At 71.3% G+C, this 11,582-nt stretch carries 10 protein-coding genes; 5 read left to right on the top strand and 5 right to left on the bottom strand.

Annotated elements, in window-relative coordinates; genetic code table 11:
• Window positions 1–42: 42 nt before the first annotated feature.
• The 3 genes from N8J89_RS30485 to N8J89_RS30495 form a co-directional block, all read right to left on the bottom strand.
• On the bottom strand, window positions 43–1,488 hold the full coding sequence (locus tag N8J89_RS30485) for a carboxylesterase/lipase family protein (protein ID WP_283660441.1): 1,446 nt from the start codon (window positions 1,486–1,488) through the stop codon (window positions 43–45).
• A gap of 76 nt (window positions 1,489–1,564) precedes the next feature.
• Window positions 1,565–2,095 (bottom strand): hypothetical protein, encoded by a 531-nt coding sequence (locus tag N8J89_RS30490; RefSeq protein WP_283660442.1) that lies wholly within the window; start codon window positions 2,093–2,095, stop codon window positions 1,565–1,567.
• On the bottom strand, window positions 2,092–3,900 hold the full coding sequence (locus tag N8J89_RS30495) for a DEAD/DEAH box helicase (protein ID WP_283660443.1): 1,809 nt from the start codon (window positions 3,898–3,900) through the stop codon (window positions 2,092–2,094). Before N8J89_RS30495 ends, N8J89_RS30490 begins: the two co-directional genes overlap by 4 nt.
• A gap of 228 nt (window positions 3,901–4,128) precedes the next feature.
• Between N8J89_RS30495 and N8J89_RS30500 the strand changes: the two genes are divergently transcribed.
• Window positions 4,129–4,503, top strand: coding sequence for a PH domain-containing protein (locus N8J89_RS30500; RefSeq protein WP_252485279.1), 375 nt, complete (start codon window positions 4,129–4,131; stop codon window positions 4,501–4,503).
• A gap of 214 nt (window positions 4,504–4,717) precedes the next feature.
• Here N8J89_RS30500 and N8J89_RS30505 read toward each other — a convergent pair whose 3' ends face one another.
• On the bottom strand, window positions 4,718–5,932 hold the full coding sequence (locus tag N8J89_RS30505) for an RNA polymerase sigma factor (protein ID WP_283660444.1): 1,215 nt from the start codon (window positions 5,930–5,932) through the stop codon (window positions 4,718–4,720).
• Window positions 5,929–6,303, bottom strand: coding sequence for a YciI family protein (locus tag N8J89_RS30510; RefSeq protein WP_283660445.1), 375 nt, complete (start codon window positions 6,301–6,303; stop codon window positions 5,929–5,931). Before N8J89_RS30510 ends, N8J89_RS30505 begins: the two co-directional genes overlap by 4 nt.
• Window positions 6,304–6,465: 162 nt before the next feature.
• Between N8J89_RS30510 and N8J89_RS30515 the strand changes: the two genes are divergently transcribed.
• From N8J89_RS30515 to N8J89_RS30530, 4 genes are read left to right on the top strand one after another with little or no spacing between them, the layout of a single operon-like run.
• Window positions 6,466–6,951, top strand: coding sequence for a formate dehydrogenase subunit gamma (locus tag N8J89_RS30515; RefSeq protein ID WP_283660446.1), 486 nt, complete (start codon window positions 6,466–6,468; stop codon window positions 6,949–6,951).
• A complete protein-coding gene (locus N8J89_RS30520) occupies window positions 6,948–8,501 on the top strand; it encodes a formate dehydrogenase beta subunit (RefSeq protein ID WP_283660447.1) in 1,554 nt (517 codons plus the stop codon). Before N8J89_RS30515 ends, N8J89_RS30520 begins: the two co-directional genes overlap by 4 nt.
• On the top strand, window positions 8,498–11,302 hold the full coding sequence (gene fdhF / locus N8J89_RS30525; RefSeq protein ID WP_283660448.1) for a formate dehydrogenase subunit alpha: 2,805 nt from the start codon (window positions 8,498–8,500) through the stop codon (window positions 11,300–11,302). The genes N8J89_RS30520 and fdhF overlap by 4 nt, the downstream gene beginning before the upstream one ends.
• A gap of 3 nt (window positions 11,303–11,305) precedes the next feature.
• Window positions 11,306–11,524: a formate dehydrogenase subunit delta gene (locus N8J89_RS30530; RefSeq protein ID WP_283660449.1), complete on the top strand. Its 219-nt coding sequence runs from the start codon at window positions 11,306–11,308 to the stop codon at window positions 11,522–11,524.
• The last annotated feature ends 58 nt before the right edge of the window (window positions 11,525–11,582 follow it).

Below are 11,582 nucleotides of genomic sequence, written 5' to 3' on the forward strand. Positions count from 1 at the left end.
GGTCACCTGCAAATGAAAGTTAGCAGGTGCCATCCCGGGTTGTCACCCGAGCTGGGACCAGAACCCGCAGTTGTGCTCGGTGGCCAGGTCGATCCGGGTGGTGCGCTCGGCGGTGAACCGGCGGGTGCCGTGCCGGGACCAGCCGGGGTCGCCGGTGTGCGCATAGGCCGCCCAGTGCTCGATCATGCGGTCGGCCAGGGCCTGCTGGGCCGGGGTCAGCGGGGGCTGCGGCCAGCTGAGGTCGAGCAGGTAGCGGAGCTCCGCGCCGTGCGCCGCGCCGTAGGGAAAGTCACCCAGCACGTGGCCGGTGGGTTCGGCGAACTCGAAGGTGTGCACGGGTTTCCGGGCGGCCGCGATCACCGGGAGCTGGGTGCAGGCCCCCAGTGCGCCGCCGTGGTCGGTGAGCAGGCGGGCCAGGGTGAGCGCGGGCGTGGGCTCGGTCGATCCCGGGTACTGGGCGAGGACCGCTGGGGCGTCGGTGCCGAACAACCCGGTGACCAGGCTGGGGTAGTCCTCGGCGGTGAGGTTCCGGTGCGGGGCGACGAACGGGCGCATCTCGTCGGCGGTGCCGCCCAGCAGCAGCGGGACCTGGGTGCTCAGCGGCTGGGTTGGCAGGGTTGGGGTGCCGGCCACCGGGAGCCAGGGGCGGCCGTTGAAGTCGCGGCGCAGCACGGAAACCTGGTCCTGGTGCAGGCCGACCAGGGAGGTCAGCGGGAGACCGCGCAGGCAGGCGGCGTCGGGGCAGCCGAGGGTGTCGGCGGTGGCGCGGGCGCGGCGCTGGGCCTCGGCGCGCTCGACCATCGGGTTGGCGCACGGGGCGCTGTGCACGATGGCCTGCTGGAACAGGCCGCGGGAGGCCGGGCTGGCCAGGTGCGCGCAGACGCTGTAGCCGCCCGCGGACTGGCCCCACAGCGTGACCCTGGCCGGGTCGCCGCCGAACGCGGCGATGTTGGCCCTGACCCAGCGCAGCGCGGCCTGCTGGTCCTGGATGCCGAGGTTCCCGGCGTCCGGTCCCAGGTCGGGGTGGGCCAGGAAACCCAGTGCGCCCAGCCGGTAGTTGAGCGTGACCACCAGGACCTTGCCGCGGGCGGCCAGCCTGCCGGGGTCGTAGTCGCTGCCCGCTCCGGTGGTGAAACCGCCGCCGGGCACGAACACCAGCACCGGCAAGCGGTCTGTCCCTTGTGGACGGTGGATGTTCAGGGACAGGCAGTCCTCGCTGCCGCGCACCTCGCCGGGCTTGCCGGGCTGGGCGCAGACCGGGCCGGGCTGGGTGGCCTCGCGGACGCCGGTCCAGGGCCGGGCTGGGCGCGGGGGCTGCCAGCGGGCCGCTTCGGCGTACGGAATACCTTGGTACACGCGGTGTTCGGCGGTGACCCGGCCGCGCACCCAGCCCGAGCCGGTGGCGGCGAGCTCGCCGGGGTCGGCGGCCGCGACGCCAGGTAAGCCCAGCAGCGCGAGGGTCAGGGTGGTGAGTATCGCTTTTCGCATGGCGGAGACGGTGGCAGCGCGGGGACTGCCGGGGCGTCCCCGCGCCGCCGTATCCGGCCTACGTGGATCGGCGTAGTCAGCCGTAGAACCCGGCCACGTTGAGCTCGCTCAACGGGATCCAGTCCGGGTCGGCGGTGGTGGTGATGACACCGCGCAGCTCCACCGCCAGCGCCGGGCGCTCGTCCACGGCCTGGACCAGGGTGTAGAGGGCGGCCAGCACGTGCACGCAGTGCGGGCGGCGGTCGCGGCAGTCGCAGTGCGCGGTGAGCTCCTCCGGGGCCGGCGCGATGCTGATGTCGTGGGCGCGCAGCTCGGCGGCCAGGGCGTCGGGCAGGTCGCCGGGCATCAGGCTGGGCGGGAGATCGGCGAGCGCCTTGCCCACCACCATGGCCGACTCGGCCGGCCAGAGCGGGAACTCGATGCGCAGCCGGTACTGGCCGGAGCTGGCGGTGAGCAGGCCGGGGGCCACGGTCAGCTCGGTGATGCCGTCGCCGCGGGCCAGGTTGCGGGCCCTGGGCAGCGACGGGTTCGGGCGGGTGACCCTGGTCGGCTCGGCGATGCGCAGCCAGGGGTGACTCCAAGCGGTGACGCCGTACTCGGCGATCATCGGCCGATCCCCTCCAGGTTCAGGTCGAGCACCCGGTGCAGGTCCTCGTCGGGCAGGTTGGCCAGCGCGGTCTCACTGTCACCGGAGACCAGGTCGGCCAGCGCGCGTTTGGTTTCGTGCATCCGGGCGATGTGCTCCTCCACGGTGCCGCCGGTGACCAGCGTGTGCACGGTGAGCACCCGGTGCTGGCCGATGCGGTGCGCGCGGTCGGTGGCCTGCTCCTCCACCGCCGGGTTCCACCAGCGGTCGTAGTGCAGCACGTGCCCCGCCCTGGTCAGGTTGAGGCCGAACCCGGCGGCGCGCAGGCTCAGCAACAGGATCGGCGGCGCGTCCTCGTCATGTTGGAAGGCCTGCACCAGCTTGTCCCTGCGGTCGGCGGTCAGCCCACCGTGCAGGAACGGGATCTCCGGGCCGCCCAGGGTTTCGGTGAGGTGGCGGGAGAGCAGCTCGCCCATGGCCCGGTACTGGGTGAACACCAGCGCGCGGTCGCCGTCCTCGACGATCTCGGCGAGCATCTCGCTGGCCCGGTCGAACTTGCCGGAGCGGCCGGGCAGCGGGCCGTCCTGGCCGAGCAGCTGCGCCGGGTGGTTGCAGACCTGTTTCAGCGCGGTCAGCAGGGCCAGCACCCGGCCGCGGCGCTCGATGCCGGAGCCGAGGCCGTCGGTGAAGGCCCGGTCCACCGCGTCCCGGTACAGCCGGATCTGCTCGTCGGTGAGCGTGCAGGCCACGGTGGTGTACAGCTTGGGCGGCAGGTCGGTGGCCACCTCGGACTTGGTGCGGCGCAACAGGTGCGGGTCGATCAGCGCGTGCAGCCGCTGGGCCGCGGTGACCGAGCGGCGCTGCTGGATGGGCGCGGCGAACCGCTGCCGGAACCGGCCCCTGGTGCCGAGCAGGCCGGGCCGGGTGACGTTGAGGATGGCCCACAGGTCGTCCAGGCGGTTCTCCACCGGGGTGCCGGTGAGCGCGATCCGCAGCCGCGCGCTCAGCCGGGTGGCGGCCTTGGCGGCCAGCGAGTCCGGGTTCTTGATCTGCTGCGCCTCGTCGAAGATCACCGTGTTCCAGCTGGTCCCGGCCAGCTCGTCGGCGTCGGCGCGCAGCGCGCCGTAGCTGGTCACCACGACCTCGGCGGCCAGGCCGGCCAGGGTGCGCCGGGGGCCGTGGTGGGCGCGCACCGCCAGACCGGGGGCGAAGCGGTCCAGCTCGCGCCGCCAGTTGCCGACCAGCGAGGTCGGGCAGACCACCAGGTGCGGCCCGGGGCGGGTGGCCAGCAGGCTGATCGCCTGGAGCGTCTTGCCCAGGCCCATCTCGTCGGCCAGGATGCCGCCGCCGGGCACCGAGCGCAGCCAGGCCACCCCGGTGACCTGGTACGGCCGCAGGTCCGCGCGCACCTCGGCCACGCGCAGCGCGTCCCTGGTGCGGGCGGCCTGCCGGAACTGGCGCAGCAGCGCGGCGGGCGAACTGATCGCGGTGCCCTCGGCGTTGGGCACCGCGTGCGCGGCCGGGGGCAGCGGCAGGTCGGCGTCCGGCTGCTGGGCGGCCTGCCGCCAGGCGCGGGCGGCGGGGCTGAGCGCGGCGGTGGTGGCCAGCAGCGCGGGCAGCGCGAGGTCCAGGTCCACCAGGCGCACCGGCGTGGGCAGCACGGTGATCCGGCCGTTCACCGGGCGGGCCAGCCGGCATTCGGCGGCCCGGCCCACCGGCAGCCCAGCCTCGGCGAGCGCGGTGGCCGGGTCGGGCGGACCCCACCAGGCGAACGCGCCCTCGGCTGGCAGGAACGTGGCCTGGAGCTGGACGTGCGAGGTCGGCATGACCTCCCTTTCGGGGCATGGCGGTGGCCGGGACGGAATCTCGATGGGCAATCGAGACTACCTCGCGGATTGCGCTCGCGCTAATGAATCCGGCATTTGACAAATCCGAATCGGTGTATCCCCGGAAATCCGTCCTTGACAAATCAGGGTTGTCATACCCAGGGCTGACCTGCGCGGGGTCCTGGAAGCTGACGGCACGGAGGCCGCCGTGTCGGTACAGTGGAAAACGTGATCGACTTCGAGAAGGCTTCCGTATTCAAGCTCTCGCCGTGCCGTCCCGAGGACATCGCCGGATCCATCGCGCCGATCATCATCCCCGGGGAACAGCTGATCGCCGCGTTCAAGACCGTGCGGGACTACGTGGTGTTCACCAACAAGCGGCTGATCGCGGTGAACGTGCAGGGCATGCTCGGCAAGAAGAAGGACTTCACCTCGCTGCCCTACAACAAGGTGCAGGCGTTCTCCATCGAGACCGCGGGCACCTTCGACCTGGACGCCGAGCTGGAGCTGTGGTTCAGCGGCCTGGGCAAGGTCCGCCTGGAGTTCCGCGGCGACTCCGACGTCCGCGCCATCGGCCAGCTCATCGCCCAACACACCCTCTAACCCCAACTCCCCCACCGTGTTGGCCGATCTCGTACCGCGTGTTGGCCGTTGTCGTACCGCGTGTTAGCCGTTGTCGCACGGCGTGTTGGCCGAAGTGGGACACGGTGTTGGCCGAAGTGGAACGAGCCCGGCTCACCCGGTGTGCGGGAATGGCCAAGACTGCGTACGACTTCGGCCAACACTCCGTACGAGATCGGCCAACACTCGGGGTGGGTCAGCTCAGCTGTGCCGCCTTGGCCAGTAGGTAGCGCTGTTCTGGCTGGCTGGCGGTGCGGCGGGCGGCGCGGTGGTATGCCTCGGCGGCGGCCTCGGGCTGGTCGTCGAGCTCCAGGAGGTGGGCGCGGACGGCGTCCAGGCGGTGGCTGGCGCGCAGGCGGTCGTCGGCGGCGAGTTCGTCGAGCAGGTCGAGGCCGGCCTTGGCGCCGTTGACCATGGCCAGGGCGATGGCGCGGTTGAGGGTGACCACCGGGTTGGGCGCGATCCGCGCCAGGATGCCGTAGAGCACCAGGATCTGTGGCCAGTCGGTGTCCTCGGGGCGGGCGGCCTCGGCGTGCGTGCCCGCGATCGCGGCCTGTACCAGGTAGGGGCCGAGCGCGCCGGTGGACAGGGTGTGCCGGAGCAGGGTCAGGCCCTCGGTGATGGCGGCCCGGTCCCAGCGGGCGCGGTCCTGCTCGTTGAGCGGGATGAGCGCGCCGTCGGGGCCGGTGCGGGCGGCGCGGCGGGCGTGGGTGAGCAGCATCAGCGCCAGCAGCGCGCCGGTCTCGCTGTCAGCCGGGGCCAGCCGGTGCACCAGGCGGGCCAGCCGGATCGCCTCCGCGGCCAGCTCGAGGCGTTGCAGCTCTTCGCCGCTGGAGGCGGTGTAGCCCTCGTTGAAGATCAGGTACAGCACGTGCAGCACCACCCGGAGCCGCTCGTCCCGCTCCCGCGCCGGCGGCGGGCCGAAGGCGGAGCCGGTGGCCTTGATCCGCGCCTTGGCCCGGCTGATCCGCTGCGCCATGGTCGCCTCGGGCACCAGGAAGGCGCTGGCGATCTGCGCGGTGCTCAGGCCTCCGACCGCGCGCAGGGTCAGCGCGAGCTGGGACGGGGCGCTCAGCTCGGGGTGGCAGCACAGGAACAGCAGGGTGAGCGAGTCGTCCCGCGCCGGTGGTCCGTCCGGGGCGGGGGCCTCCGGGTCGAGCGCGAATGCCTGTTCCCGGCGGCGGCGGGCCGAGTCGCTGCGCCAGGCGTCGGTGAGCCGCCGGGTGGCCACGGTCAGCAGCCAGCCGCGCGGGTTCTCCGGCGGCCCGGCCGCCCACTGGGTGCTCGCGTCCAGCAGGGCTTCCTGCACGGCGTCCTCGCAGGCGTCGAACTGGCCGTGCCGCCGGACGAGGACGCCGAGGACCTGGGGCGCGAGCTCGCGGATCAGGTCCTCGACGTCTGGCTTGTTCACATCTCCAGCTCCATGCCGCCGGAGAACATCACCGGCCGGACCTCAATCGCCAGTCCGGGGACCTTGGTGTCCGGGATCAGCTTGGCCAGCTCCAGCGCCCGTTCCTTGCTCTCGCATTCGACCAGGTAGAAGCCGCCCATGAACTCCTTGGCCTCCAGGAAAGGGCCGTCGGTGACCACCGGCTGCCCCTCGGCCCCGCGCACCACCGCGCTGGCGGCCGGGTCGGCCAGGGCCTGGGTCAGGATCAGCTCGCCGGAGGCCTGGATGGTGCGGATGAACTCGCCGTGGCCCTCCCCGATCGCGGCGCGTTCCTCCTCGGTCAGCGCGTCCAGGATGGCCGGGTTGACCTGCATGATCAGCAAGAACTTCACGACGTGCTCCTCGTGTCCACGACGCCCCCGTTGGGCACCGTACACACCCTGATCGGAGCCGGTCCGCCGATCTCGACACGTCCCCGGCACAAGTCGCTCTTTTTTTCGGCGCAGGATCGGACTAACGTTGTGTATACCGTATGCACGATGGGAGACACGGGCATGCCGACAAACACGGGCGAGCCTTCGATGATGGACCGGGTGCGCTCGGTGGTCGACCGGCATCGCGGTGATCGGGGCGCGCTGCTGCCGATCCTGCACAGCCTGCAGGCCGAGTTCGGCTTCATCGAGGCGGCGATGGTCCCGGTGCTGGCCGCCGAGCTGAACCTGTCCAGGGCCGAGGTGCACGGCGTGGTGACCTTCTACCACGACTTCCGCGCCGAACCCGCCGGTCGGACCGTGGTCAAGCTGTGCCGCGCCGAGGCCTGCCAGTCCGTGGGCGCGGAGGACCTGGTCGCGCACGCCGAGGCCAGGCTGGGCAGCAAGCTCGGCTCGACCACCCCGGACGGCCGGGTGACCCTGGAGCAGGTGTTCTGCCTGGGCAACTGCGCGCTGGGACCGGCGGGTCAGGTGAACGGGCGCTTGTACGGACGACTGGACCCGGCGAGACTCGATGGCATCCTCGACGCGGAGGCGGAACGCGCATGACGATCACGGTTTTTGTGCCCCGCGACTCCGCCGCCTGTTCGGTGGGGGCGGACGCGGTGGCGAGCGCGATCAGCCGAGGAGCCGCGGCCGCTGGGATCGAGGTGCGCCTGGTGCGCAACGGATCCCGCGGCATGCTGTGGCTGGAGCCGCTGGTGGAGGTGGCCACCGACGCGGGCCGGATCGGCTACGGGCCGGTCTCCGCGAGCGAGGTGCCCGAACTGGTCAAGGCGGGACTGTTCACCGGCGGCGCGCACAAGAAACGCCTTGGCCTGGTCGAGGAGCTGCCGTGGATGGTCGCACAGCAGCGGCTGTGCTTCGCCAGGGTCGGCGTCACCGACCCGGTCTCCGCCGATGACTACCTGGCCAACGGCGGCATGGCCGGACTGCGGCGGGCGCTGGCCATGGATCCGGCCGAGGTGGTCAAGGAGGTCACCGACTCCGGGCTGCGCGGCCGCGGCGGCGCGGGCTTCCCGGCCGGGATCAAGTGGAACACCGTGCTCAAGGCCGACGGCGAGCTGAAGTTCGTCTGCTGCAACGCCGACGAGGGCGACTCCGGCACCTTCGCCGACCGGATGCTGATCGAGGGCGACCCGTTCTGCCTGATCGAGGGCATGGCCATCGCGGCGTACGCCACCGGGGCCACCGAGGGGTACGTGTACCTGCGCTCGGAGTACCCGGACGCGGTGGCCACCCTGCGCCAGGCCATCGAGGTGGCCTACGCGCGCGGCTGGCTCGGCCAGGACTACTTGGGCTCTGGGCAGCGCTTCGACCTGTTCGTGCGGGTCGGCGCGGGCGCCTACATCTGCGGTGAAGAGACCTCGATGCTGGAGAGCCTGGAGGGCAAACGCGGGATGGTGCGGGCGAAACCGCCCATCCCGGCGATCACCGGCCTGTTCGGCAAGCCGACCGTGGTGAACAACGTGCTCACCCTGGCCTCGGTGCCCAGCATCCTGGCCCACGGCGCGGCGGCCTACGCCGCGCTGGGGGTGGGCCGCTCGCTGGGCACCCAGGTCTTCCAGCTGGCGGGCAACATCAAGCACGGCGGGGTGTTCGAGACCGCCTTCGGCATGTCGCTGGCCGAGCTGGTCAACGACTACGGCGGCGGCACCCGGTCCGGGCGGCCGGTGCGCGCCGTCCAGGTCGGCGGACCGCTGGGCGCGTACATCCCGGCGTCCACAATGGACATTCCTTTGGACTACGAGGCGTTCGCCGCGGCACAGGCGATGCTCGGGCACGGCGGCATCGTGGTCTTCGACGACACCGTGGACATGGCGGCCATGGCCCGTTTCGCCATGGAGTTCTGCGCCGAGGAGTCCTGCGGCAAGTGCACCCCGTGCCGGGTGGGCTCGGTGCGCGGGGTGGAGACGATCGACCGGATCGTCGCGGGCGTCGACCCGGACAACAACCTCGCGCTGCTGGGCGATCTGTGCGAGCTGATGACCGAAGGTTCGCTTTGCGCGATGGGCGGGTTGACGCCGAACCCGGTCCTGTCCGCGCTGCGGCACTTCCCGGATGACTTCACCGCCCGTCACGAGGGGACGGCACCATGACCCTGTTCAAGGAACACGACCTCGGCACCCCGGCCAAACCCGGCGAGGCCACCGTCAGCATCGAGGTCGACGGCATGCCGGTGCGGGTGCCCGAGGGCACCTCGGTGATGCGCGCCGCGGCCGAGACCGGCATCGACATCCCCAAGCTGTGCGCCACCGACTCGTTGGAGGCCTTCGGTTCCTGCCGGCTGTGCCTGGTCGAGATCGACGGCCGCCGCGGCACTCCGGCCTCCTGCACCACGCCGGTGGCCGAGGGCATGCGGGTCAGCACCCAGTCGCCGAAGCTGGAGAAGCTGCGGCAGGGCGTGCTGGAGCTCTACATCTCCGACCACCCGCTGGACTGCCTGACCTGTTCGGCCAACGGGGACTGCGAGCTGCAGGACATGTCCGGCGTGGTCGGGCTGCGGCAGGTGCGCTACGGCTACGAGGGCGAGAACCACCTCGACCTGGAAACCGACAGCAGCAACCCCTACTTCGACTTCACCCCGTCCAAGTGCATCGCCTGCTCCCGCTGTGTGCGGGCCTGCGGCGAGGTGCAGGGCACCTTCGCGCTGACCATCGAGGGCCGGGGCTTCGACTCCAAGGTCTCCGCGGGCGCGGGCGAGCTGTTCATGGACTCCGAGTGCGTCTCCTGCGGGGCCTGCGTGCAGGCCTGCCCGACCGCGACACTCCAGGAGAAGTCGGTCATCGAGCTGGGCATGCCCACCCGCAGCGTGATCACCACCTGCGCCTACTGCGGGGTCGGCTGCTCGTTCAAGGCCGAGCTGCGCGGCACCGAGCTGGTGCGGATGGTGCCGTACAAGGACGGCGGCGCGAACGAGGGCCACTCCTGCGTCAAGGGCCGCTTCGCCTTCGGCTACGCCACCCACCCGGACCGCCAGCTCGAACCGATGGTGCGGGACAGCATCGAGGAGCCGTGGCGGGTGGTGGACTGGGAGACCGCGATCACCACCGTGGCCACGAAGATGCGTGAGATCCAGGCCCGCCACGGCCCGGCCTCGATTGGTGGCATCACCTCCTCCCGGTGCACCAACGAGGAGGTCTACGCGGTGCAGAAGATGGTCCGCGCGGCCTTCGGCAACAACAACGTGGACACCTGCGCCCGGGTCTGCCACTCCCCCACCGGCTACGGCCTCAAGCAGACCTTCGGCACCAGCGCGGGCACCCAGGACTTCAAGTCGGTGGCGCGGGCCGATGTGATCGTGGTGATCGGGGCCAACCCGACCGACGGCCACCCGGTGTTCGCCTCCAGGATGAAGAAGCGGCTGCGCGAGGGCGCCAAGCTGGTGGTGATCGACCCGCGCCGGATCGACCTGGTCCGCTCCCCGCACATCGAGGCCCAGCACCACCTCCAGCTCAAGCCGGGCGCGAACGTGGCCGTGGTGAACGCGATGGCACACGTGATCGTCACCGAAGGTCTCGTCGATCAGTCCTTTGTGGACGAACGGTGTGAGGGCTTCGAGGACTGGGCGGAGTTCATCGCCAGGCCGGAGAACAGCCCGGAGGCCACCGAGGAGCTCAGCGGGGTCCCGGCAGCCGAGCTGCGCGCGGCGGCCCGGCTCTACGCCACCGGCGGCAACGCGGCCATCTACTACGGCCTCGGTGTCACCGAGCACAGCCAGGGCTCCACCATGGTGATGGGCATGGCGAACCTGGCCATGGCCACCGGCAACATCGGCCGCGACGGCGTGGGCGTGAACCCGTTGCGGGGGCAGAACAACGTGCAGGGCTCCTGCGACATGGGCTCCTTCCCGCACGAGCTGCCGGGCTACCGGCACGTCTCCGACGAGGCGGTCCGCGAGGTCTTCGAGACCCTGTGGCAGCGGCCGATCCTGGCCGAGCCGGGCCTGCGCATCCCCAACATGTTCGACGCCGCCATCGACGGCAGCTTCCGGGCGCTGTTCGTGCACGGTGAGGACATCGCCCAGTCCGACCCCAACACCAACCACGTCTTCAGCGCGCTGCGGGCGATGGACCTGGTGGTGGTGCAGGACCTGTTCCTCAACGAGACCGCGAAGTTCGCGCACGTCTTCCTGCCGGGCACCTCGTTCCTGGAGAAGGACGGCACCTTCACCAACGCCGAACGCCGGATCAACCGGGTCCGCCCGGTGATGGCGCCCAAGACCGGCAAGCACGAGTGGCAGATCGTGGCCGAGATCGCCCAGGCCATGGACTACCCGATGTCCTGGCACAGCACCAGCGAGATCATGGACGAGATCGCCGCCACCACGCCCACCTTCGCCGGGGTCAGCTTCGAGCGGCTGGACAAGCTGGGCAGCATCCAGTGGCCCTGCAACGCCAACGCGCCGGAAGGCACGCCGATCATGCACGTGGACGGCTTCGTCCGCGGCAAGGGCCACTTCGTGCCGACCACCTACGTGCCCACCCAGGAACGCAGCACCCGCAAGTTCCCGCTGATCCTGACCACCGGCCGGATCCTCAGCCAGTACAACGTGGGCGCGCAGACCCGGCGCACCAAGAACGTGGTCTGGCACCCGGAGGACCTCCTGGAGATCCACCCGCACGACGCGGAGGTGCGCGGCATCAACGACGGTGACGAGGTCTCACTGGCCAGCAGGGTCGGTGAGACGACATTGCGCGCGGTGCTCTCGGACCGGATGCCGGTCGGCGTCGTCTACACCACCTTCCACCACCCGGTCACCGGGGCGAACGTGGTCACCACGGAGAACTCCGACTGGGCCACCAACTGCCCCGAGTACAAGGTCACCGCGGTCCAGGTCGGACTGCGCGGCCCGGTTGCCCCGTCCCAGGCCGGAACGGCCGAAGCACTGGTGGAGTAACGCATGTCGACCACGTCCCAGTCACCCCAGGTGCGGCTGATCAACGAGATCGCGGCCCAGTTCGAGGGCCAGCCGGTGCAGCGGGCCTCGGCGGCCATCGCCGAGCACGTCCGCGCCTTCTGGGACCCGCGCATGCGCGCGGACCTCAACCGCCAGCTCACCGACAACCCCGGGGCGCTGACCCCGCTGGCACTGGCGGCGGCCACCCTGTTGCGCGGCTGAGCCCCTCGCGCCCGTTCCGGTCCATCGGGACGGGCGCGATGGGTTAGGCTGGCGGTGT

The organism is Crossiella sp. CA-258035 (genome assembly GCF_030064675.1).
Lineage (GTDB): Bacteria > Actinomycetota > Actinomycetes > Mycobacteriales > Pseudonocardiaceae > Crossiella.

Coding starts and splice junctions, on each gene's coding strand:
- N8J89_RS30485 (WP_283660441.1), bottom strand. CDS start 1,488: ATGCGAAAAGCGATACTCACCACCCTGACCCTCGCGCTGCTGGGCTTA.
- N8J89_RS30490 (WP_283660442.1), bottom strand. CDS start 2,095: ATGATCGCCGAGTACGGCGTCACCGCTTGGAGTCACCCCTGGCTGCGC.
- N8J89_RS30495 (WP_283660443.1), bottom strand. CDS start 3,900: ATGCCGACCTCGCACGTCCAGCTCCAGGCCACGTTCCTGCCAGCCGAG.
- N8J89_RS30515 (WP_283660446.1), top strand. CDS start 6,466: ATGCCGACAAACACGGGCGAGCCTTCGATGATGGACCGGGTGCGCTCG.
- N8J89_RS30520 (WP_283660447.1), top strand. CDS start 6,948: ATGACGATCACGGTTTTTGTGCCCCGCGACTCCGCCGCCTGTTCGGTG.
- fdhF (WP_283660448.1), top strand. CDS start 8,498: ATGACCCTGTTCAAGGAACACGACCTCGGCACCCCGGCCAAACCCGGC.
- N8J89_RS30530 (WP_283660449.1), top strand. CDS start 11,306: ATGTCGACCACGTCCCAGTCACCCCAGGTGCGGCTGATCAACGAGATC.